At 39.5% G+C, this 24,555-nt stretch carries 21 protein-coding genes, 1 pseudogene and 1 riboswitch; of the genes and pseudogenes, 2 read left to right on the top strand and 20 right to left on the bottom strand.

Annotated elements, in window-relative coordinates; genetic code table 11:
• Position 1 precedes the first annotated feature (1 nt).
• The 5 genes from pcrA to ACFXN8_RS15830 all read right to left on the bottom strand — a co-directional run bounded on the left by pcrA (position 2) and on the right by ACFXN8_RS15830 (position 6,271).
• A complete protein-coding gene (pcrA, locus tag ACFXN8_RS15850) occupies positions 2-2,254 on the bottom strand; it encodes a DNA helicase PcrA (RefSeq protein ID WP_386846412.1) in 2,253 nt (750 codons plus the stop codon).
• 32 nt (positions 2,255-2,286) lie between these two features.
• The gene (pcrB, locus tag ACFXN8_RS15845) at positions 2,287-2,976 is read right to left on the bottom strand and encodes a heptaprenylglyceryl phosphate synthase (RefSeq protein WP_386846410.1); all 690 of its coding nucleotides are present in this window, start codon (positions 2,974-2,976) and stop codon (positions 2,287-2,289) included.
• Positions 2,977-3,086: 110 nt separating this feature from the next.
• Positions 3,087-3,407, bottom strand: a complete 321-nt coding sequence (locus tag ACFXN8_RS15840) for a YerC/YecD family TrpR-related protein (protein WP_004225717.1) — start codon at positions 3,405-3,407, stop codon at positions 3,087-3,089.
• A gap of 15 nt (positions 3,408-3,422) precedes the next feature.
• Entirely contained in the window at positions 3,423-4,478 is a 1,056-nt protein-coding gene (locus ACFXN8_RS15835) for a DUF3048 domain-containing protein (RefSeq protein ID WP_376078126.1), read from the bottom strand.
• A gap of 71 nt (positions 4,479-4,549) precedes the next feature.
• Positions 4,550-6,271 carry an adenine deaminase C-terminal domain-containing protein gene (locus ACFXN8_RS15830; protein ID WP_386846407.1) on the bottom strand — a complete coding sequence of 574 codons (1,722 nt, stop codon included), beginning with the start codon at positions 6,269-6,271 and terminating at the stop codon, positions 4,550-4,552.
• A 199-nt stretch (positions 6,272-6,470) separates the two neighbouring features.
• Here ACFXN8_RS15830 and ACFXN8_RS15825 point away from each other — a divergent pair, with 199 nt between their 5' ends.
• Complete coding sequence (locus ACFXN8_RS15825; RefSeq protein ID WP_386846405.1) at positions 6,471-6,905, top strand: hypothetical protein; 435 nt, start codon at positions 6,471-6,473, stop codon at positions 6,903-6,905.
• A gap of 804 nt (positions 6,906-7,709) precedes the next feature.
• Here ACFXN8_RS15825 and purD read toward each other — a convergent pair.
• From purD to ACFXN8_RS15760, 13 genes are all read right to left on the bottom strand, one after another.
• Positions 7,710-8,966: a phosphoribosylamine--glycine ligase gene (purD, locus tag ACFXN8_RS15820; RefSeq protein WP_386846403.1), complete on the bottom strand. Its 1,257-nt coding sequence runs from the start codon at positions 8,964-8,966 to the stop codon at positions 7,710-7,712.
• Between the two features lie 68 nt (positions 8,967-9,034).
• Entirely contained in the window at positions 9,035-10,561 is a 1,527-nt protein-coding gene (gene purH, locus ACFXN8_RS15815; protein ID WP_386846401.1) for a bifunctional phosphoribosylaminoimidazolecarboxamide formyltransferase/IMP cyclohydrolase, read from the bottom strand.
• A gap of 120 nt (positions 10,562-10,681) precedes the next feature.
• Positions 10,682-11,251, bottom strand: a complete 570-nt coding sequence (gene purN / locus ACFXN8_RS15810) for a phosphoribosylglycinamide formyltransferase (protein ID WP_386846399.1) — start codon at positions 11,249-11,251, stop codon at positions 10,682-10,684.
• Positions 11,251-12,306 carry a phosphoribosylformylglycinamidine cyclo-ligase gene (gene purM / locus ACFXN8_RS15805; RefSeq protein ID WP_386846397.1) on the bottom strand — a complete coding sequence of 352 codons (1,056 nt, stop codon included), beginning with the start codon at positions 12,304-12,306 and terminating at the stop codon, positions 11,251-11,253. The genes purN and purM overlap by 1 nt, the downstream gene beginning before the upstream one ends.
• A gap of 86 nt (positions 12,307-12,392) precedes the next feature.
• Positions 12,393-13,817 (bottom strand): amidophosphoribosyltransferase, encoded by a 1,425-nt coding sequence (gene purF, locus ACFXN8_RS15800; RefSeq protein ID WP_386846395.1) that lies wholly within the window; start codon positions 13,815-13,817, stop codon positions 12,393-12,395.
• The gene (gene purL / locus ACFXN8_RS15795) at positions 13,793-16,027 is read right to left on the bottom strand and encodes a phosphoribosylformylglycinamidine synthase subunit PurL (RefSeq protein WP_386846393.1); all 2,235 of its coding nucleotides are present in this window, start codon (positions 16,025-16,027) and stop codon (positions 13,793-13,795) included. Before purL ends, purF begins: the two co-directional genes overlap by 25 nt.
• Positions 16,014-16,697, bottom strand: coding sequence for a phosphoribosylformylglycinamidine synthase subunit PurQ (purQ, locus tag ACFXN8_RS15790; RefSeq protein WP_386846391.1), 684 nt, complete (start codon positions 16,695-16,697; stop codon positions 16,014-16,016). Before purQ ends, purL begins: the two co-directional genes overlap by 14 nt.
• A gap of 2 nt (positions 16,698-16,699) precedes the next feature.
• Positions 16,700-16,948, bottom strand: a complete 249-nt coding sequence (gene purS, locus ACFXN8_RS15785) for a phosphoribosylformylglycinamidine synthase subunit PurS (RefSeq protein WP_079562648.1) — start codon at positions 16,946-16,948, stop codon at positions 16,700-16,702.
• 2 nt (positions 16,949-16,950) lie between these two features.
• A complete protein-coding gene (purC, locus tag ACFXN8_RS15780) occupies positions 16,951-17,661 on the bottom strand; it encodes a phosphoribosylaminoimidazolesuccinocarboxamide synthase (protein WP_376078101.1) in 711 nt (236 codons plus the stop codon).
• Between the two features lie 97 nt (positions 17,662-17,758).
• A complete protein-coding gene (purB, locus tag ACFXN8_RS15775) occupies positions 17,759-19,054 on the bottom strand; it encodes an adenylosuccinate lyase (protein ID WP_386846388.1) in 1,296 nt (431 codons plus the stop codon).
• A gap of 13 nt (positions 19,055-19,067) precedes the next feature.
• Positions 19,068-20,192 (bottom strand): 5-(carboxyamino)imidazole ribonucleotide synthase, encoded by a 1,125-nt coding sequence (gene purK, locus ACFXN8_RS15770; RefSeq protein ID WP_376078097.1) that lies wholly within the window; start codon positions 20,190-20,192, stop codon positions 19,068-19,070.
• Entirely contained in the window at positions 20,189-20,677 is a 489-nt protein-coding gene (purE, locus tag ACFXN8_RS15765; RefSeq protein WP_376078096.1) for a 5-(carboxyamino)imidazole ribonucleotide mutase, read from the bottom strand. The genes purK and purE overlap by 4 nt, the downstream gene beginning before the upstream one ends.
• A 189-nt stretch (positions 20,678-20,866) precedes the next feature.
• A riboswitch (purine riboswitch) is annotated at positions 20,867-20,965 on the bottom strand.
• Positions 20,966-21,058: 93 nt separating this feature from the next.
• Positions 21,059-21,253: an NETI motif-containing protein gene (locus ACFXN8_RS15760; protein WP_386846385.1), complete on the bottom strand. Its 195-nt coding sequence runs from the start codon at positions 21,251-21,253 to the stop codon at positions 21,059-21,061.
• 583 nt (positions 21,254-21,836) lie between these two features.
• Here ACFXN8_RS15760 and ACFXN8_RS15755 point away from each other — a divergent pair.
• Complete coding sequence (locus ACFXN8_RS15755) at positions 21,837-22,343, top strand: DinB family protein (RefSeq protein WP_255505243.1); 507 nt, start codon at positions 21,837-21,839, stop codon at positions 22,341-22,343.
• Positions 22,344-22,657: 314 nt separating this feature from the next.
• On the opposite strand, the gene ACFXN8_RS15750 is transcribed toward ACFXN8_RS15755, so the two are convergent.
• On the bottom strand, positions 22,658-23,233 hold the full coding sequence (locus ACFXN8_RS15750; protein ID WP_386846382.1) for a phosphoglycerate mutase family protein: 576 nt from the start codon (positions 23,231-23,233) through the stop codon (positions 22,658-22,660).
• Between the two features lie 137 nt (positions 23,234-23,370).
• Positions 23,371-24,555 (bottom strand): annotated as a pseudogene (locus tag ACFXN8_RS15745) (ISL3 family transposase); the annotation flags it as partial.

Genomic DNA, 24,555 nt, shown 5'->3' with positions numbered 1-24,555 from the left:
GTTACCCTTTTTCAATAGGTGCAAATTGTGCTAGTAATCGCTTAATACCAACAGGTTGTGGAAAGGCAATATCCAGCTCTGTACTATCACCCTCACCTTTTACACTCACAACCATACCTGTTCCCCATTTTTTATGGATCGCTTTGTCTCCAGCCTTCCAGCCAAATTGGTCTCCACCAGTTGTTTGTATACGAGCTGTTGCAGGCTGTGTTTTCTGAATTGCTCCAAGTGTACGTTTTTGATAGCCGCCTGTTGAACGATTACTAGAGGCAAACGGAACTTCAGGCTTCGTACCACCTTTGGACACCGATTCTGTAATATCCTCTGAAATTTCACCTAAGAAACGTGAGACATTGTTATAGCTAGAACGACCAAAAATCGTACGACTTTGTGCACTCGTTAAATATAAACGTTCCTCTGCACGAGTGATACCTACGTATGCTAGACGACGTTCTTCTTCCATTTCATCCATATCATCAAGTGAACGAGAATGTGGGAAGATATTTTCCTCCATTCCAATGATAAAGACGATCGGGAATTCTAAGCCCTTTGCGGCATGCATCGTCATTAAAATAATGTTACCCTTCGATGCATCATCTTTATCAAGTGCATCAATATCCGCAATTAGCGCTAAATCTGTTAAAAAGGCAACTAAGCTCTTATCCTCACTACGCTCCTCGAAAGCCTTTGTTACTGATAAAAACTCTTCAATATTTTCTAAGCGGCTTTCTGCTTCAATCGTCTTTTCGTTTTGTAGCATTGCACGATAACCAGATTTATCAATGACCTGCTCTACAATTTCTGTCACCGATAAATATTCTTGCATCTCTGTAAAACCTTTAATCATCGCATAAAAATGTTCAGCTGAATTAGCGGCCTTCCCTGTAAGTCCCATGAATACAAGATCATTCATGGCATCAAAAATAGAGCGCTCTTGATCAATCGCATAGCGCGCCATTTTTTCAAAGGAGGTTGCACCTATACTGCGCTTTGGTTCATTGATAATACGTGCAAGTGATAAATCATCATCATTATTGGCAATAAGGCGCAAGTAGGCAAGTAAATCCTTAATCTCTTTACGATCATAGAACTTAGTACCACCAACTATTTGATAAGCCATATTGGACTTAACAAGCACTTCCTCCATCACACGAGACTGAGCATTTGTCCGATAGAGTATCGCAAAGTCATCAAATGAACGATTTTCTTTTTGAATATGCTTCTGGATTGTTTGTACAACGAATTGTGCTTCCTCTTGCTCGTTATACGCTTTATACAATACGATTTTTTCACCCTCTGCATTTTCTGTACGCAGTTCTTTTGGATAACGTGTTGTATTATTTTGAATGACGTCATTTGCTGCTTGTAGGATGCGTTTTGTTGAACGATAATTTTGCTCAAGCATAATGACCTTAGCACTTGGATAATCCTTTTCGAATGAAAGAATATTGCCAATGTCCGCACCACGCCAACGGTAAATCGATTGGTCTGAATCACCTACAACACAAATATTTTTAAATTTCTTGGCCAGCATCTGAACGAGTAAATATTGAGATTTATTCGTATCTTGATATTCATCTACATGGATATATTGGAATTTATTTTGATAATATTCAAGCACTTCTGGTACACGCTTGAATAATGTAATAGTTGTCATAATTAGATCATCAAAATCGAGCGATTGATTGCGTCGTAGTCTTTTTTCATAACCTTTATAAATCCGAGCAATCGTTTTTTCGTAAGGATTATTTTCATTGATTTGACCTGCATAATCGTCCGCAGCTATACATTCGTTTTTTGCTGAACTAATCGCATTTAAAACCGCACGTGGTTCAAAACGCTTCGTGTCAATATTTTCATCCTTCATAACATTTTTAACAACTGACAGCTGATCAGTCGAATCTAAAATTGAAAAGTTACGTGATATCCCTAGCTGATCAATATTGCGTCGTAAAATTCGCACACACATTGAGTGGAAGGTCGATACCCACATACTATCGCCAGTTCCGTTACCGAGAACGCCATCTACACGCTCTCGCATTTCACGTGCAGCTTTATTTGTAAATGTGATCGCTAAAATCTTTGACGGATATACCTCTTTTTCGATGACTAGATATGCAATACGATGTGTCAATACACGTGTTTTCCCTGATCCAGCACCCGCCATAATTAGAAGCGGTCCTTCAGTTGTTTTGACCGCATTTTCCTGCTCAGGGTTCATACCTGCTAATAAGTTTTTCGTTAACTGCTCCATTCCGCACCGCCTTACAAACGTTTGTTCTTACATTATATATTATTTTTAACAGCCTTAACAGTCGCAAGTGCAGCTTTTAAATCTTCGTAAATAATATTACCAACTACTACTGTATCTGCATATTTTGCCATTTCTGCTGCTTGCTTAGCAGATGTAATGCCACCACCGTAAAACAGTCGCGTATTTTTCAGTTCATTTTTAACAGCACTTACAACCTCAATATCACCATAAGTACCGCTATACTCTACATAAAATACAGGTAGTCTAAAGAAATTTTCAGCCATACGTGCGTAGGCAACAACATCATCAATGGATAAATCAGTTTTTGCATTCGTTACTTCTGCTACTTTACAAGTCGGGTTTAAAATACAATAACCCTCAGCGACTAATTCATCCCATACCATAATATCTCCATATTCTTTAATGGCTTCATGATGTAGATTTTTAATCCACTTTGGATCATCACTATTTAACACGGTTGGAATGAAATAATAGTCATAACCTGGTGTTACCGAATCAACATTAGAAATTTCAAGCGCTATCGGTACTTCAAAGCGTCTTACTCGAACAAGCAAATCTAATACACCATCTAAAGTTACATCGTCTGTTCCGCCAACTATAATAACATCTGTACCTGATTCACAAATTCTTTCTAGTGCTTCATCTGAAATATCTTTAGCTGGGTCTAGTTTGAACACATGTCTCCATTCTAAATAATCCATCTATTTTACCACCTATCATTTTCTATCTATTCGTTTACAAGTATAGCTTATGACTGTCTACAAAAAAATGAAAAAGACTGAGCAGAACCTCTACCCAGCCTCTTTACCTACTATTCTTTTGGTGCTTGAAATGGCTTTTCATCTGGATACAAACGACCTAACATTTCATCATATGTATCATTCCCATAATCAAAGCAACGACGTACACGCGAAATAGTTGCTGTACTTGCACCTGTTTCCTTTTTAATGGATTCGTAGGTTTTCTTTAAACGTAGTAAATGCGCAACCTCAAAGCGTTGTGCCAGCGATTGAATTTCACTAATCGTACATAAATCATCAAAGAACTTATAGCATTCCTCGATGTCTTTCAGCTCTAACACTGCTTTAAATAATTGATCTGTTTGATGTCCTCGAATTTTTTCGATTTGCATGCAATCTTCCTCCCTTTAAGGCTGCGTTTTCACCATTGCTTGTAACCCTGGTGAAGTTGGTACAAAATGAACCCAAGACTTCCCTGGTACTAGCTTTACAAGCTCCCCAGACTCTTCTACAGCCATTGGTATTCCATCAATATTAGCCCATTTGACTTCTCTCATATAGCCATTTTGAAATACATACGCATTTCCACCAGAAGTTAAATCAATTTCTTGGCGCCCCTCATTATCAATCGTTCGATGTTTCATTTCAAAAAATAGAACATTTGCAATTGATAATGTGTCGCCTGTTAACATATCCTTTGTGTCAACGCCAGCCGATTGTCGTCCATAACGATTACTTTGATGGTCATACAAATACGAATTATGGAAATACTCACTATTTCCGTAGTAAATGTCAACTCGACTTGTTTCACTGCCTATTTTACCACGTTCATCGGGTTCATAAAAAGCCTGACTTACTTTTTCACGGTAACTCATTGAAGCGCCCACTTTTTTCGCCCCATTTACTATATTTTTAGACGTAATATATGAGTTATGTGGAGCAACACGATCTTTTGAACGTTTAAAAAGTGTCCCATCATAATCCATGCCATTTATATTGTCGACTACATTATTAGTAAGCATCGATTTTGCCTCAGGGCTATAGCCATGCGCTACATAAAATGCATCAAAGCCTTTTGCAAGATCAATAAAATAAGATCGAGCACTACGAACTGGCCCTACAGTTTCTGGCAGTTCACTTTGATAAATTGCTAGCAAACGCGTAACATTGCCTTCAGCCAGCATTTCATAAATAATGTCCGCCGCTTCTATTCCTGATTGTGGACGTGCTTTCTGATGATTATTAATGGTAACCATAATTGGGCGTTGCGTAATTTCCTCCTTAACAGCTTCACCTGTTAACGGAGCAACCTTATCTCCCTCTTTAGCAGTCTCTTCAATAGCAGTTTCTTCATCAACCTTGTTCATATCGTCTTCCTTTACTTCCGACGAATCTTTAGAACATCCTCCTATCAACAAAGTACTAAAAGCCATTGCGATAAATAGTTTCTTCGATTTGAACACAAGCACTACTCTCCTTTAATCAATTACATCTAATTTGTAATTGTTGTGGATATACCATAAGGAAGCTTCAACTAGCGCATCACTGCTGGTAATAATAACTTATTCTTCATAACATCAAAAATCCCTTTTGGTGTTATACGAATATATGGTAAATGTGTAGATTGTAAGAATAATAAAGAATAAATTGCGTCTCCTAAGTGGTAACCACGTTCCGCTAATGCTTGTTTTAAGACCTTCTCTTTTTCTGATAGTTCCTTAACATCCCCATCATGTAAAAGACCACCAATAGTTAATGGGATAGTTGCAATTACTTCACCCTTTTCAGCAAGTACAATACCACCACGCATTGCCTTCATTTCTTCAAAAGCTGTAATCATATCTTCTTTATTTTTTCCGATCAGCAAAATATCGCCTGTATTCGAATATGATGAAGCAAAGCCTTGAACACTAGTAGCAAAACCTTTAATCATCGTGTTAACATGCCAATTGCCATCTCTATTAATAAGCATTAAATAACATTCATCATGATCGGCAAGCTGCCCTTCTCTAGTAATTAATGAGTTATATGGTTTGGTAATAACATCATTTACTAACTCAATTCCAAACGGCATCGAGAATTGAAAATCATGAGACGTTAATGAAAAATCTAAGTCAAATGCAGGTAACGCTGAATAGTCAATTGCAGCAAGCCTTTGCACTTGTTCTCCATCGCGTTTTAACCAAACACCCTTCGATAGTACACTTTCAGGAACCGGGTGCCATTCATCTTGTAAAATATTAAGGGAAGCAAATCGACCAGTTGCGATAAAGCCATGTAAGCTGGACATATTATAATAGCGTGCCACATTATAGGAAGCCATTTGATAAGCATCGATTGGTGCTACACCTGCATCTAAGGCTACTTGAATACATTTATCCATCACACCATCTTCATGAAAAGAGGGTGTCGACCCATCCGTTGTCATCATTAAATGATCAAAAATAGGTAGTCCTTTTTCGACGATTCCTTTTAATAGATGTGGTAAGTCAGGACGTATGGAAGAATGACGCAGCGTTACAGCATATCCTTGCATAATACGTCGCTCCACTTCTTCTACTGTCATAGCTTCATGATCACCATCTGCACCAAGTAGCTTCATACGTGCTAAAGTTCGTTCTGATGCACCAGGGAAGTGCCCTTCTATTTTTTTTCCGTAGCCCTTAGCCATTTGCATGCGATAAAGCATTTGGTCATCTCCATGTAACAACCTTGGCCAACCCGTTAATTCCCCTCCAAGTAAAACATCATCCCGTTCTAGCCATTCTAAAATGGACGTATTAGAAAAAATCTCTTCCTCCTGTTCCATTTCAGTTTGCGAATCAAAACGAGTCCACCAATAAAATGAAAACGGTAGATTTTTCAAATTATCCAGAATTGAAAACGCTTTCTTATTTTCTAAAGATAAAACGAAGCTTAAATTATCTGAAATAAAAGTTGTAGTGCCTAGCTGTCCACAAAAATCAGCAAAAGATTGTGGATGGTATAACTGGAACGGATGAACATGTGGCTCAATATATCCTGGTACAATTGTTTTATTCGTACAATCTACCACCTCTGTCTCCTCTAATAACGGAGGCATTCTATCACCAGCATAGACAATACGATCTCCTGAAATCCAAATGTTCCCTACTACCCACTGTTTGAGCATGCTATGTAAATAACGCGCATTTGTTAATACAATATCCGGTGCTTTTTTACCATCAATTACAGCTAATTGTTGGCGTAATTCTGTAATTTTCCATACTGGATCCATTCTATTCGCCCCTTCCTGAATTACGTAAAATTTCATTGTGTAAATCCTACTTGAAATCACATACTACTACTGCATAAACGCTTTCTTTCATAAATTTAGTGCTTTATGCAATCATCTTGTTTCAATCGTAACACAGCACTTTCATAAAGCAAAGTGCCCCCGCTTTATTTTTCCCACAATGACTAAAGGAGGAAATATGATGATGCAGGAAACGAATTTAAGCGAAAAAAATGCCTTCTGTCGCTTTGCCATGGGTACAAGTTTAACGGCATTTGGTATCGCTAAGGTCTCAAGAAATCCTAACTGTACGGCAGGTCGATTGATGATTGCTTTTGGTGCCATGAAAATGGCTGAGGGTATCTTTAAGTATTGTCCTACTAAATCTTTACTAAGCTCAAGTATGGGGAGTGCTATGAACACCGGCAACAACTCTTCTATGCAAAGTATGCTCAGTGGCCAAAATTCTATGTCATCTGAACAAATCGATAAACTCATGAAGGATTTCTCCTCCGTTATAACTGGAAATATGTCAGGATCAAACGCAACTGCGTCAAAGCAGTCTGACTCCAGCACTTCCAATCAAAATTCCTCAGGAAGTAAAAATCCTACAAATAATGCACAAAATCCTTCTTAGTCAAAGGAGCCGTCTCAACTGTATTGTTGAGACGGCTTTCACCTTTGTAAATCATACGTTTGAAAACAATAAGAAGTTTCACAGTTCTATTAAAATATTTAATTCAGGTGCGTTATTAATCATCTTCATTAATTAGAAAGCTCTGATTTCCGCTACGGGCTACTCGCTTTCCTGCGGGCGAGCGTCGAGCCGCTTCCTCCGCTGCACTCCGTGCAGGGTCTCGTCTGTCTCGCTTTCCCGCGGGAGTCGAGTAGCCCTCCGCTACAATCAGTTAAAATGGGCATATATTAGCAAAATATCAACAAAAAATCCTTTTATCACTCAATAAAAACCTATATTTACCTAATCAACAAGCTTGATTTATTTCATTAATCATTTAGTAACCCGCAATGCAAACCAGCTTATTCCAATTAGATTTATACTTAAAATTTTGGACGACATTTATTAGAACATATGCTATTTATATAAGTTGATTGGAGTGGAGACTGGGCGACTCCTTGGGGATCAGCAATAGAGGAACGAAGGCTAAAAGCATCACGTCCTGTGATAACGCCTTCGTGACCAACCTCGTGTTGGCCCGAGACCCTGGAGCGAGCAACGCGAGTGAAGCGGCTCATCGGACGCCCCCAGGAAGCTCTGCTCTGCGCGAAAGCGAAGCGTCAGCGGCAAATGTTTTCTGTAGCGAAAGCAAAGCGGCAGCTACAAAGCGCCCAGTCGGAACGGAAATCAACCCCACGCTATGGCGATAAACTTAAGCAAAATGTAAACAAAATATCCTTTTATCGGCAATTAGTTACTCAACTACTATTTAAACGTACGCCAACCGATATCTTTGCGGTAGAAGAAATTGTCCCATTTTTCAGTTGCAATGCCTGCGTATACTTTTTCTTGTGCTTCTTTTAAAGTAGATGCTTTTGCTCCAACTAATAAAACTCGACCACCATTACCAACAAACTTTCCATCAACCATCTTTGTACCTGCATGGAATACTGCGTGTGAAGCTGATAAAGCCTCTAGGTTAGGTAATGCATGTCCTTTTTCAACGTCCCCTGGATAGCCTTCAGCGGCAATTACTACACCTAGCATTGCTTCTTCAGACCATTGCAAATCAAATGGCTTCTCATCCATCAATGCTGTCATAAATGCACCAAAATCAGATGTCATACGTGGTAAAACTACTTGCGTTTCAGGATCTCCAAAGCGTGCATTAAACTCAATCACTTTTGGACCATTTTTCGTTAAAATCAAACCTGCATATAAAATCCCTGTAAACGATTCACCATCTGCCTCCATACCTTTCACGGTCGGTTCAACAACCGTCTTAAATGCATCATCCACTACTTCTTGCGAGATTTGAGGTACTGGTGAATAGGCTCCCATACCACCTGTATTTGGTCCTTTATCGCCATCATAAGCACGTTTATGGTCTTGAGCAATCACCATTGGGTAAATCTGACCTTTATGGACAAATGACATAAAGGAGAATTCTTCTCCGTCTAGGAATTCTTCAATGACAACACGAGAAGAGGATTCACCAAAACGTTGGTTCCCAATCATATCTTCTACTGCTTCAATTGCTTCGTCTTCTGTCATTGCGACAACTACACCTTTACCAGCTGCTAACCCATCTGCTTTGATAACGATTGGTGCACCTTGCTCTTTAATATAGGCTATAGCCTTTGCAGCTTCAGTAAACGTTTCATGGGCTGCTGTTGGGATATTATATTTATTCATAATATCTTTCGCGTACGATTTACTGCTTTCGATTTGTGCTGCTGCCTTTGTTGGGCCAAATGCTCGTAAGCCACGGGCAGTAAAGAAATCAACGATGCCCTCAGCAAGTGGTTGCTCAGGTCCTACAAAGGTTAAATCTACTGCATTTTCTTTTGCAAATTGTGCAAGACCTGCAAAATCCATAGTATCAATAGCAACGATTTCCGCATCGCCCCTCATACCATCATTACCAGGTGCTACAAATACTTTATTAACAGATGGTGATATATTAAATTGTTTGGCGATAGCATGCTCACGACCGCCGCTTCCAATGACTAATACTTTCATTTTAGGGAATCCTCCTCTTTGTGCGTAAGACCGAGATGTTGCCCATCTCGGTCTAGTTTTTGGATATTTTAGTGCTTGAAATGACGTACGCCAGTGAATACCATTGCAATGCCGTATTCATTCGCTTTATCGATTGAATCCTGATCTTTTATAGAGCCACCTGGTTGAATAATGGCTGTAATACCAGCAGCTGCAGCTGCTTCTACAGTATCGCTCATTGGGAAGAATGCATCTGATGCTAGCGCTGCACCTTTTGCTTTTTCGCCAGCTTGCTCAAATGCGATTTTAGCCGCTCCAACACGGTTCATTTGACCAGCACCAACACCAAGTGTCATTTGAGAATCTGTAACGATGATAGCATTAGATTTAACATGCTTCACAACTGCCCAGCCAAGTTGTAATGCTTCCCATTCTTGTGCTGTCGGTTCACGGTCTGTGACAACTTTAATATCTGCATTAGAAAAGCCATAGCGATCTGGTTCTTGTACAAGAAGACCACCTTCAACCGATACAACATTGAATTTGTCTTGTTTTGCTTGCTCGAAAGGAATTGTTAATAAGCGAATATTTTTCTTCTTCGTTAAAATATCAAGAGCTTCTTGGGAGAAAGCTGGTGCAATAATAATTTCTAAAAATATATGGCTTAATTTTTCAGCAGTTGCTGCATCAACTTCCATATTTAAAGCAATAATGCCACCAAAAATAGACGTTGAATCTGCTTCATATGCTTTATCAAACGCTTCTTCTAATGTTGCGCCCGTTCCAACACCACAAGGGTTCATGTGCTTTACAGCTACTGCTGCAGGCATTTCAAACTCTTTAACAATTTGCAATGCTGCATTCCCGTCTTGAATATTGTTGTATGATAATTCTTTACCATGCAATTGCGTAGCATAAGCTAGTGAAAAATCTGAGCCTAGACGTTTTTGATAGAATGCCGCTTTTTGATGTGGATTTTCACCATAGCGTAAGTTTTGCTTTAATTCATATGTCATTGTTAAGCTCTCCGGAAACTCTTCTTCTGTTAAGTGGTTTGATATATATGAATCATAAGCGGCTGTGTGACGGAAAACTTTTGCAGCTAACTTACGACGTGTTTCAATAGTCGTTGCACCATTAGCTTTCAGTTCCTCTAATACGTTCGCATAGTCATTGCTATCCACAATTACTGTTACATATTGATGGTTTTTTGCTGCAGAACGTAACATTGTTGGACCACCGATATCGATATTTTCAATCGCGTCATCCCATGTTACATTAGGCTTTGAAATTGTTTCAACAAACGGGTAAAGATTGACACAAACAATCTCAATTGGCTCAATTCCATGCTCATTCATTTGTGCTTGATGAGAAGCATCGTCAAATTTTCCTAATAGTCCACCGTGAATCATTGGATTTAACGTTTTTACACGGCCATCTAAAATTTCAGGGAATTTAGTTACTTCATCTACTGCTGTTACGGCAACATTATTGTCTTGTAACATTTTTTTCGTACCACCAGTTGATAAAATTTCATAACCTAATGCTACTAGTTCTTTTGCAAATTCTAAAATACCATCTTTATTGGAAACACTGATTAATGCGCGTTTTGTCACAACGAAATCCTCCTAATTTTATCGTGTTTGCCACGAATATGTCTTGCTATTATTGATGGAACAGAGTTAGGTTTTGATTGAGCACTCTTTTTTTAGAAGACCTAACTCTCTCCCAATCCATTACTTTAACAATTGCTGTAAAGCTTTTGTATACAGTACATGCTCTTCCTTATGAACTGCCGTTTCTGTTGCCTCACGGTCATTATCAACAACTTGAACTGCCGCTTGTGCAATAATAGGCCCTGTATCCATACCTTCATCTACAAAATGGACTGTTACTCCTGTTATCTTGACACCGTGTTCCATCGCTTGACCAATAGCATCTTTACCAGGGAACGCCGGTAATAGTGAAGGATGAATATTCACAATGTGCTGTGGGTATGCAGTTAGCAATACTTCACTAATTAAGCGCATATAACCTGCAAGCACAATCCATTCTACATGACGTTCGTGAAGAGCCTCGATAATAGCCGTCTCGTAATCTGCCTTTGATGAAAACTCTTTTGGACTTAAAGCTAGCACTGGAATACTATAGTTTTCAGCACGTGTCACTACAAATGCGCTAGGCTTGTCTGTCACAACAAGTTCAATCTTTGCATGTAGTTCGCCACGTTCAATGGCCTCTTGAATAGCTTGAAAGTTACTGCCGCTACCTGAAGCAAAAACGGCAATTTTAGTTGGTGCAGCCATTACACTAAACTCCCATCATGTGAGCCATTGAATACAACACCTTCGCCTTTCACTACGCGACCGATTTTGTATGCATTTTCACCATTTGCTTCTACTGTAGCAAGGACTTTATCTACTTCATTTGCAGGTACAGCTAAAACGAATCCAATTCCCATGTTAAAGACGTTATATAAATCCTTGTCCTCTAACTGTCCTTTTTCTTTTAAGAACTCAAAAATACGTAAGACTGGCCAAGACCCTAAGTCAATTTCAGTTGCTAAACCTTCTGGCATCATACGTGGTAGGTTTTCATAAAAGCCACCGCCCGTTACATGTGCACAGCCATGAACGTCTGCTGCTTTTAAAGCTGCAAGTACAGGTTTCGCATATAATTTTGTTGGCACTAACAAGGCTTCCCCAATAGGACCTAGATCCTCGTAGCCTTCCACAATCGAATCAACTGCGTACTGATTATCTGCAAAGACGATTTTTCGCACTAATGAGTAACCGTTTGAATGCACCCCACTTGAAGCAATACCAACAAGCACGTCACCCTCTACGATGTTCTCACCTGTTACGATGGCTGATTTTTCACAGGCTCCTACTGCAAAACCAGCTAAATCATACTCATCTTCTTCGTAAAGACCTGGCATCTCTGCAGTTTCTCCACCGATTAATGCCGCACCAGATTGCACACAGCCATCTGCAACGCCCTTTACAATTTGCTCAATTTTTGCAGGCTCTGCCTTGCCAAGGGCTACATAATCTAAAAAGTACAATGGTTCGGCACCTTGCGCTACGATATCATTGACGCACATCGCTACACAGTCCACGCCAATCGTGTCGTGCTTGTCCACCATAAACGCTAACTTTAATTTTGTCCCAACACCATCAGTACCTGAAATAAGAACAGGTTCCTTAAGATTTAGTTCTGACAAGTCAAACATACCACCAAAACCACCGAACGTGCCCATCACACCTAGACGGTTTGTACGTTCAACGTGAGATTTCATTCGTTTTACGGCTTCGTAGCCTGCTTCAATATTTACACCTGCTTGTTCATATGCTTTTGACACGCAGAGTTCCTCCTTATCATCCAAATCGCCTTGGCACATCTGAATCTTGATTTGTCATCATTGCTAGACGTATTTAGATGTTTTTCTTAACGTAATAGTTCTTTTTCATGCGGTAAGATTGTATCTGGGAAAATTTCTGTTGGATATTTACCTGTAAAGCATGCAAGGCATAATCCACGGTTTTCATCTTCATATGGTCTTGCAATCGTCTCTACCATGCCTTCAACGGAAAGGAATGTGAGTGAATCGGCTCCTATAGTTTCACGGATTGCATCTACATTGTGGCTAGATGCAATCAATTCTTCATGAGTTGAAGTATCGATGCCATAATAACAAGGTTCCGTCATCGGTGGCGAAGAAATGACAACATGTACTTCTGCTGCCCCTGCATCTTTTAACATTTTTACAATACGTCGTGAAGTTGTACCACGAACGATTGAATCGTCCACCATCACTACTCGTTTACCTTTCACGACTTGAACAACTGGAGAAAGCTTCATTTTCACACCGCGTTCACGTAATTCCTGTGTCGGTTGGATAAATGTACGACCTACATAACGATTTTTAATAAGACCTAATTCATATGGAATACCGCTTTCCTCTGCAAAGCCGATTGCTGCTGAAATACTTGAGTCAGGGACACCTGTAACAACATCAGCTTCAATATGTGCACATTCACGAGCAAGCTGTTTGCCCATACGTTTACGTGCCATGTGGACGTTAATTCCATCAATATCAGAATCAGGACGTGCTAAATACACGTACTCCATCGCACACATTGCGCGTTTATCCATTTCTACAAAACGATCAGATTTTACACCTTCATCGTTAATAATTAATAACTCACCAGGTTCAACAGAGCGAACAAATTCTGCACCTATTAAATCAAATGCACAAGTTTCAGAGGCTACTACCCAACCATCTCCTAGCTTTCCAAGAGATAATGGACGTAAACCATGTGGATCACGTGCGACAAGCATTTCATCTTTAGTCATAATTAAGAACGAGTAAGCACCCTTTAATAATGAGAGGGCATTTTTCACCTTTGCACGGAATGGTGAAAGCGAGCTTTTCTTAATAAGATGCCCAAGAACTTCAGTATCGGAGCTAGAGTGGAAAATACTACCTTGACGCTCTAAGTACTGTTTTAAGTGTGTTGCATTGACTAAATTACCGTTATGAGCAATTGAAAGGCTACCAGTTGACGAGTGGAATAATAACGGCTGTACATTTTCAATACCGCCTCCTCCAGCAGTCGTATAACGGACATGGGCAATTGCTGCTTTTCCATCCACTGCCTTTAATTTCTCTTCGTTGAAAACATCATTAACTAGTCCTTCGCCTTTCACCGCGCGAAGATGCTGACCGTCAGAAACGACAATTCCAGCGCCTTCTTGGCCACGGTGTTGAAGAGCATGAAGCCCGTAATAACTAAGGTGTGCTGGATTTGGGTTACCCCAAATACCAAACACCCCACATTCTTCGTTTAAGCCTCTGAGTTCAGCAAGCATGGGATTGCTCCTTTCCAATTAGAACGGAATTCCTCCACTGTACCTTCTACAAGCACACCGTTGTCACCGTTGATTTTAACAAGCGCATCGTTTGTTACGACACCGATTTTCTTTGCGTCTTTTACAATTTCTACAAATGCAGCTGCATTTTCTTCTTTCACTGTTACAACGAAACGAGATTGTGTTTCACTGAATAATGCTGTTGTAGCAGAGCCTGTTAATGTCACATCAAGACCTAAGCCATTAACGCCAAATGTTGTTTCAGCAAGAGCCACTGCAAGACCACCTTCTGCTACATCATGTGCAGATTGTACGATTCCTGCTTTAATTGCTTGAAGCAATGCTTGTTGACGTGCAGCTTCAATCTGTAGGTCAATCGCTGGTGCTTTCCCTGAAATAACCCCATTATTTAATAATTTTTGAAGCTCCGAACCACCGAATTCAGTTTTTGTATCGCCGATCACAAATACTACATCACCAGCAGCTTTTACTTCTTGAGTTGTCACATGTGCTAAATCGTCAATTAGTCCAACCATACCGATTGTTGGTGTTGGGTAAACCGCTTCACCAGAACGCTCGTTATAAAGAGACACGTTCCCGCCGATTACTGGTGAATTCAGTGCTGTACAAGCGGCTGAAATACCATCAGCTGATTTTTCAATTTGCCAGAAGATTTCTGGTTTCTCAGGATTACCGAAGTTTAAGCAGTCAGTAATCGCTAATGGTGTACCACCAGATGCTACGATATTACGAGCCGCCTCTGCTACAGCAATGGCACCGCCTACTTCTGGATCTAAGAAAATATAACGAGAGTTACAGTCTGTAGTCATCGCTAATCCTTTGTTCGTACCACGAACGCGGATAACGGCTGCATCAGAACCTGGAGCAACGACTGTTGATGTACGAACTTGATAATCATATTGATCGTAAACCCACTCTTTTGAAGCAACTGTTGGTGCTTTTAAAAGTGCATTTAATGTTTCTTTGTAATCTGTTACCATCGGTTCTGTGTTTTCCATCGCTTGGAACTCAGCATAGTAAGCAGGCTCCGCAGATGGTTTATGATAAACTGGTGCATCTTCTGCAAGTGCATCAGCAGGTACTTCCGCTACAACTTCACCGTTATGTAAAAGGCGAAGCATTTTATCATCAGTCACTCGACCAATTGCCACAGCATCTAAATCATATTTATCGAAAATCGCTTTAATTTCATCTTCGCGACTTTTTTTCACAACAAGTAGCATACGCTCCTGAGATTCAGATAGCATCATTTCATATGCTGTCATGCCTGTTTCACGTTGAGGTACTAAATCTAAGTTCATTTCTACACCAGAACCAGCTTTAGAAGCCATTTCTGCTGATGAAGAAGTAAGACCAGCAGCCCCCATATCTTGAATACCTACTAGAGCGTCCGATTTTACAACTTCTAAACATGCTTCAAGTAAAAGTTTCTCCATAAATGGATCTCCTACTTGTACTGCCGGACGTTGGTTCTCAGACTCTTCTGTTAACTCCTCAGAGGCAAATGTTGCACCATGGATACCGTCACGACCTGTTTTAGCGCCAACATACATGACTGTATTCCCTACACCAGCTGCAATTCCACGTTGAATATCTTTGTGGTCAATTAAACCTACACACATTGCATTAACTAATGGATTACCTTCATAGCATGGATCGAATTGAATCTCGCCACCTACTGTTGGAATCCCGATACAGTTACCGTAACCTGCAATACCAGCAACTACTTCTTCAAATAAATATTTTCCACGCGCTGATTTTAATTCACCAAAGCGTAGTGAGTTCAGCATCGCAATTGGACGTGCACCCATTGAGAAAACGTCACGGATAATACCACCAACACCTGTGGCAGCACCTTGATAAGGCTCAATTGCTGATGGATGGTTATGCGATTCCATTTTAAATACAACTGCTTGTTCGTCACCAATGTCTACGATGCCAGCACCTTCACCTGGACCTTGTAAAACTTGGGGACCCTCCGTAGGGAATTTACGTAACACGGGTTTTGAATTTTTGTATGAGCAGTGCTCAGACCACATTACTGAGAAAAGACCTGTCTCTGTCCAGTTTGGTAGACGCCCTATAATACCTTCTACCATTGCAAATTCTTCGTCTGACATCCCCATACCAGCGTATAGCTTTTGCTCTTTAATTTGCTGTGCTGTTGGCTCAAACTTAGTTGTTGACATGATTTTCCCTCCACTGCTTCACGATTGATTTAAATACTGCTAGACCGTCTGCTCCGCCCACCAGTGCATCAACAGCTCGCTCTGGGTGAGGCATCATACCTAGTACATTGCCGCGCTCGTTTATAATCCCTGCGATATCTTCTAAAGAACCGTTTGGATTTTCGCCTGAGTATGTAAACACGATTTGATTGTTATCTTTTAATTGTTGTAAAGTTTCCTCATCACAGTAGTAGTTACCTTCACCATGTGCGATTGGAATATTGATCATTTGACCTTGCTCATATTGGTTTGTGAATAATGTATTATTGTTTTCAACTTTAAGCTGGATTGTGCGGCACATGAATTTCAAATTTTTGTTTCGAAGTAATGCACCTGGTAATAAACCTGCTTCAGTTAGGATTTGGAATCCATTACATACTCCTAATACTGGCTTACCAGCATCTGCTGCCTTCTTGACCTCTGCCATAATATTAGATTGATTTGCCATCGCACCACAGCGAAGGTAATCCCCGTATGAGAAGCCTCCCGGTACTAAAATACCATCAAAGCCACTTAAATCTGTTGCTGTATGCCATACATATTCTACTTCTTCACCTAGCTCGTCTTTAATCGCATGATACATATCGATATCACAGTTTGACCCAGGGAAAACGAGTACTGCGAATTTCATGATTAGTTAGCCTCCTCGACTTCGTAACGGTAGTCTTCGATTACAACGTTAGTTAAAACCTTTTCACACATTTCTTTTACTAGAGTATCAATATCACGTTCTGTATCTTTAATTGCTAGTTCAAGATATTTACCGATACGTAAATCTTCTACTTCAGCGTAACCCATTTTCACTAAAGAACCTTGTACAGCTGAACCTTGTGGATCAAGAATGCTCTCGCGTAATGTTACGTAAATTTTAACTTTTTTCATTGTTATTTGCCTCCGAGTCTAGAAAGTATAATAGTATAAACTTCAGTTAAATTACCAAGGTCTCTACGAAAGACATCTTTGTCTAACTTTTGCTTTGTAGTTGCATCCCAAAGTCTGCATGTATCTGGTGATATTTCATCTGCCAGCAGTACATTTCCATCATTATCACGTCCGAACTCTAATTTAAAGTCAATTAGTGTAACGTTGACATCTGCAAATATAGGATGCAAAACTTCGTTAACTGCAAGTGCACCATTATAAATGGCTGTCACTTCCTCAGGTGTTGCAAGATCAAGTACGTCAATATGCTCCGTTGAAATGAGCGGATCGCCTAGTTCATCGTCTTTATAATAAAACTCAACGATTGAGCGTTTTAATGGTGTACCTTCCTCCAACCCGAGACGTTTCGCTAAGCTACCTGCTGCTATATTACGAACTACGACCTCTATTGGAATAATATCTACCTTTTTTACAAGCTGCTGCGTATCAGATAATTGTTTTACGAAATGTGACGCAATTCCGTTTGCTTGTAATTTTTCGAAAATTAGAGAGGTAATGCGATTGTTTAATACGCCTTTACCTTCAATTTCTTCTTTTTTCTCACCATTAAATGCTGTTGCACTATCCTTGTATTCAACGAGTAACACATTGGGCTCCTCTGTTGTATACAATTTTTTTGCTTTACCTTCATACAAAAGTTGACCTGTAGTCATTTCGTTACTCCCCCTGATATTATGAAATACACGCGTATTGTTCAGAATTGAATCGTACGTAACGATTCAATTCTGTAACATCCGCTAGTGACTCTACTTAGTTAAGTCCAAGACGCTTAAAAATCATATCTACATGCTGTAAATGGTAGTTGTAGTCAAAGCAATCATCTAACTCTTCCTTCGTTAAATACGATGTAATTTTTTCACTTGCATCGACTAACGTACGGAACTGAACTTGCTCGTCCCACGCCTGCATCGCTAAAGGTTGTACCGTATCATACGCTTCCTCACGCACTAACCCTTTATCGATAAGTGCTAATAAGATACGTTGAGAGTAAATTAGACCAAAAGTGCGACCCATATTACGTTTCATGTTTTCAGGGAATACTGTTAAGTTTTTCACAATGTTACCGAAGCGATTTAACATATAGTTAAGTGTAATCGTTGCATCCGGTAAAATAACACGTTCTGCAGATGAATGTGAAATATCACGCTCATGCCATAATGCTACGTTTTCATAAGCCGTTACCATATAGCCACGCATTAAACGTGACATACCAACCATGTTTTCAGATCCGATTGGATTACGTTTATGAGGCATCGCTGACGAGCCTTTTTGTCCTTTTGCAAATCCTTCCTCAACTTCACGTGTTTCAGATTTTTGCAAGCCGCGAATCTCTGTTGCAAATTTCTCTATTGATGTTGCGATTAATGCCAACGCTCCAAAATACTGTGCATGGCGATCACGTTGTAATGTTTGTGTTGAGATAGGTGATGCTGTAAGTCCTAATTTATCGCATACATATTGCTCAACTCGAGGATCGATATTGGCATATGTTCCTACTGCACCAGACATTTTTCCTGTTTCAATTACTTTTGCTGCTGCTTCAAAGCGTTCTAAGTTACGCTTCATTTCTTCATACCATAAAGCTAATTTTAAACCGAAAGTTGTTGGCTCAGCATGAACACCATGTGTACGTCCCATCATGACCGTATGCTTATACTCTTTCGCTTTCGCTGCTATAATGTCAATGAAATTCACGATGTCTTTACGTAAAATATCATTCGCTTGTTTAATTATAAAAGAAAGGGCTGTATCAACTACGTCCGTTGAAGTTAAACCATAGTGCACCCATTTTCGCTCTTCGCCAAGTGTTTCAGATACGGCACGAGTGAATGCTACAACATCATGACGTGTTTCTTGCTCAATCTCTAAAATACGATTCACATCAAATGAAGCATTTTCACGGATTTTAGCTACATCTTCTTTTGGAATGTCGCCTAATTCTGCCCAAGCCTCACATGCTAAAATTTCAACCTCTAGCCAAGCTTGATATTTATTTTGTTCTGTCCAAATTGCGCCCATTTCGGGTCTTGTGTAACGTTCGATCATTGCGTTTCTCCTTCTATTCTGACCAAATGCCAGAACTCTCGATTTGTTGTAGTGTTTCTTCTAAGTTTTTTGTCATAATCGTTACGTGGCCCATCTTACGGTTCACCTTAGCTTCAGCTTTCCCATAAAGATGTATAGACCATTCAGGATATTTAGCAATTGAGTTACTAAGTGGCATGACATGCTGCCCTAAAACATTTATCATAATAGATGGTGCCCAAAGTTGTGGTTTACGTAATGGCCAACCACAAACAGCGCGTATATGCTGATGGAACTGAGAAACATTACATGCTTCTATTGAATAGTGACCTGAATTATGAGGTCTTGGTGCTAATTCATTAATAACAATTCCACCATCTTCTAATACAAACATTTCTACAGCTAATGTGCCCACTAAATTTAAGTAATCAGCAATTTTCAAGGCCTCGCGCTCTGCAGCCTGTGCTGTTTCTTCTTTTATACGAGCTGGCACAATCGTTTCATGTAAAATATGATGAACATGAATATTTTCTCCAACTGGCTGACAATATGATTCACCATCACCGTTTCTTTGTACAATGACAGATACCTCTTTAACGAAAGGTACAAATCCCTCAACAATACATTGTGAGTGAGAGAAAAGCCCTTTTGCTAACGATAGGTCTTCCGCAGATTTTAAAAGCTGCTGCCCCTTGCCATCGTAACCACCTCTTGCTGTTTTGACTATACAAGGATAACTAATCCTATCGATATTGGCTAGTAATTCTTCATATGTATTTACAACCAAATAAGGAGCTACCGGACAACCTGCGTTCACAATCGCTTCTTTCTCAGTCACACGGTTTTGTGTAATGCGTACTAGCTCTGCTCCTTGTGGAACGTAAGCCATTTGTGTTAAACGTTTTAAGCCATCATAATCGATGTTTTCAAACTCATACGTTATAACGTCACTTACCTCGGCAAGTTCTTCTAAAGCTGCCTCATCATCATATGGTGCTACAATACGTACATCCGCAACCTGTCCACCTGGTGAATCCATTGATGGTTCAAGAACGGCGATTTTAAAGCCTGCTTCTTTAGCAGCAAGTGCCATCATACGGCCAAGCTGCCCTCCTCCGATAATGCCTATCGTCTGCCCTGGATAAATGATCTTTGTCACACTAAGTCACCTGTGCTTTCCAGTACTTGTTGCTTCGTGGCTTCACGTCTAGCATCTAGTTTATTAGCAAGCTCTGCATCTGTTGTTGATAAAATTTGCGCTGCTAGCAAGCCTGCATTCGTCGCTCCCGCTTTGCCAATCGCTACTGTTGCTACAGGTACACCACCAGGCATTTGAACGATTGATAATAGAGAATCAAGACCGTTAAGAGCACGAGATTGTACAGGTACACCGATTACTGGTAACGTTGTTTTAGCTGCTACCATTCCAGGTAAATGCGCAGCTCCACCTGCACCAGCAATAATTACTTGAATACCTCGCTCACGTGCTGATTCTGCATACTCAAACATTAAATCAGGAGTCCGATGTGCAGACACAACCTTTTTCTCGTACGATACTTGTAATTCATCTAAAATATCACATGCATGTTTCATTGTTTCCCAGTCACTTGAACTCCCCATAATGACACCGATTTTCGGATTCATGATTGTCGCTCCTTCTTAACGTTAGAAAAATGATTTCTCATATAGCTATTGCAATCTTTACTTTTTATAACAAAGAAAATCCTCAAATAAACTACTCCCTACCATACACGTGAAAGCAGCTTACTTGAGGACTTATTATGAAAAGAATATGCAAATGTACATTTCTGCACACAAACCTTCCCGTAACATGCCAAAAGTGCTTTCCCGCATAGTCCAGCATTTACGGTGCCGGGTAGAGACACTAGAGCCAATCCTCTAGCATATATGTGGGATTTATTTGTTTTTCCTTCTCATATTTTAACAAGTCATTCCGCTATCGTCAATGCAAAAATGCGAACAATTTATTTTAGTCATTTGCAAACGTTCGGATTTTAGTCAAATTCACTCGGAATCTTGCCAGTTCATCGCTTTAAATTGTATTTTTTGACGTAAATACGTTGGTTCTCCATCGACTAAGTGAAAAATCGGTTCTTCTTTTCTTCCCACTGCCATATAACCATCTCGACGCATTCTTGCCAAACAATCTTCAATTGACTCGTTTTCTTCTACTTCATACCAAATTTGTTTTTTTCCCAATTCTTTCTTCCTTTCGATCTTGTATCCAATAATTTTTCCTCTTATGAGTTTCATTATACCTTGAGATTCTTCATTTAGTATGTATGATTTATTAATGAAATGCTCTTCACCCTAACGTAGGGTTGATTTCTGTTTCGACTGGGTGCTTTTCTGGGGGCAGCAGATATTTTTTGCTCGAAAGGTAGTGCAACGTAGCGGTAGCGTCAGGATATTTTTGTGCGAAAGCGTAGTGCAACGTAGCGGCATGTGGGGTTATCGATGGGGTAGTATATAGCAATTATGGGTTCACTTATGAGGGTACGCTCGGTTAAGCGGATAGATTGGTGCTGTTAATACATAAAGACCAAGTTAATCCTGCACATTTTGTAGATTAACTTGATCTTTATATTTTGATTTTTCGTAAATCCTTCTTAAACTAAAGCACCCGTTAGCGACAGAAGGATGGTCATGGAATTCGTCTGAAAGAACGTTCGTGCATAATGGTTGAAAGATCCATTTTATCGTGCATAATAGTTAAAGGATTCGTTTCGATGTATGGAACACCATACTATTGGAAAAAACATCAGGATCCAGGAGGTATATAATGAAAGATACGCTTGAACTATTTCGTTACCATGTTTGGGCTAATAAAAGAGTTTTTGAACATTTAAGAAAACTTCCTGATGATCTGTACCGTAAACCACTAAATAGTGTATTTCCTACCATTGGCGATGCATTAGCACATATCTATTCTGTGGATAATACTTGGCTCAGCATAATGTCCCATGAAAGTCCTGAGGACATCTATGCTGCGATGACGAGTTCACTTGAAGAGGTTAAAGATGCCACGCTCAACTCTTTTGAGGCTTATTTTGCTAAAATTGCGGCTCGATATGAAGAGTTTATCTTGAACCACCAAGATGATTTAGAGGAAATATCTGAGTATCCGCTTAAATTCGGTGAGTTGCGGGCTAATTACAAAGATCTCGTTAGGCACGTGGTTAATCACGGTACATATCACCGTGGTAATATTACCGCAATGCTCCGACAAATGGGTTATTCCGGTGTTTCCACAGACTATGGATTTTACCTTTTTGAACTAAAGCGGTGAGCACTCCTTCGGGAGTGTTTTTTTGTAAAGGTCGTTTTCGATTTGTTGCCGACAGATTTTCTCCTGTATTGTCTTCCCATTTCTAATCATCAAATGTAAATGTTGAATGAAGTGATGCCTGTCTATGATATCCGTACATTTAACCCTTAGCTTACCTGACTTAAACAAACCTGCCTCGTTAGTTCAATAAAAAAAGAGCTGCATATGCAACTCAATGATCTTCAAGTAAAGCACCCCGTTAGCCATCCATGAAGCGCCAAAAATCAACACTTCACCACAGAAAATGAAAGATGATTAAGTTCTTTCATGGGAGTTCAACAAGTAATTTGAAACCATCCAGTTTCTGACGGGAAATCTTTCCTAGATAAACTCTGACCTGAAATTAATTGACGATAAGCGGTTATAGTACCATCGTGGGAAACTATATAGATCTTTTCTTTTTGTAACAACTTGCAATTCATAATAAAATCTTCTGCAATTTTTATGAATTTATTTTCAGGCATAACATTTATTCCATTAGACCATAAATCTTGGGGAACATTGGTTTCAATTTCGAAAGTTGAAAAATCTTTTTGGATTATTTCTAAATCAATTATTTTATCACAAGGCAATGTGTTTTTATCTGGAAATATAGGAAACAACCGAGGAGAAACCAAGGGACTTACAATCTTACGACAATCTATATTTTCACTCCAAATAAATGCGGTTTGCAGAGTTCTTCTAATAGGGCTTATGATTAAAATGTCATCATTAGTTAAAGGAAATTGATTCCTTAACAATTTTGCTTGTTTCTCTCCTTTAGGTGTTAATGAAGGGTCTTTTATCTGTAAACTTTTTGGTATATCTAATGTATGTTCTCCTTGGCCGTGACGAATAAATACCAGGTCCACCTAATCACCACTCCCCATAATGTAATACCTTTCTTCAAATAACCTGCGCCGTTAGTTGAATAGCAACAATCTTTTCGAAAAGAGCCTTTTTTTATGGTTCTAAGTCAAATGTTGGGGTGGTGCATTCTTTTAGCGCGTTAACCCAGATGAACCCCGATATCTTTATACTTTAAATTTAATAAGATTTTTGCTCGAAAGTGATCGAAGCGTCGAAAGCCATATGCATTCCGTTTCATCACTTTTGTTTTATTATTAATGCCTTCCAAGAAGCCGTTGGAATAACCAAAACTAAAGCTATTTAAGATTTCTACTTGCCAGTTTTTAAATGTTTGAATTGCTTTTAAGAAAGCTGGTAATTTTGTCTCTTCTACTTTACGGTAAAAAGCTTGTAATCGCTTCTTCACTTCTACGACATCATTCTTTGTCTTTGCCCAATCAAACCATTCACAATAGGCTTCCTTTAATTCATGAGCTACTTTTAATGTTTCAGACATTTCTGTATAGCGCTGTAAGTACCACTGTTGTTTCGGTGATAATTTAGATGCACGTTTATAAAACACATGACGCATGCGTTTACACTTTGTGCGATTGTATTTGTACTTGTCGGCGCACTTCATCCATTGCCCAATAGATATAACGGCTAAAATGAAAGCGATCTGCCACAATAACAGGTCGACCTAGTGCTTGACGAACAGCTGCTTTAAAACTTGGATTCATATCCATGACCACTATTTCAACATCTGCTCCATACTGACTTAAGTAATTTTTTATTGTTTCTTTTTTACGATTCGGTAAAATATCAATCGGCTCGTGCGTCTCCGCATTCGCAATTATTAGCTGATACGTACCTGCATCCGTATCGCCTTTATACTCATCAATCGCAATTGCTTTTGGTAAACGTACACCCTCTACTAATTGTTTATTTGCTACCTTTTTAAAACGGCGAATGACCGTCGTGGTTGATGTACCTAGTACTTCTGCAGCTTCTTTAAATGTTTTAGCTTTAATAGCACGTATACTCACTACTTGATTCCATTCCTTTGAGTAGCGTTGATATTTATCTACGAAGGGGGATTTTTCAGAGAAACGCTTACCACAATTACAAACATAACGACGACGCTTATAGAAAAGAATAGTTAAACGTTCAAACCATTTTAAATGATTGATCTTCTGTATACGATAATCGTGAACTTTCGATGTTTCTTTTTTACAAACTGGACATTGTATGTACATTTAGGCAATTGTACATACAATGCGATTCGATCGCCTACTTCTTCTACTTTCGTAATCTCTACATCTTTTAATCCTGGGATATTCATGTT

This window comes from Lysinibacillus sp. NPDC059133, assembly GCF_042755925.1.
Lineage (GTDB): Bacteria > Bacillota > Bacilli > Bacillales_A > Planococcaceae > Lysinibacillus.
Note: the sequence above shows the minus strand (reverse complement) of the source record. Positions and strands in the feature narration are given on the sequence as shown.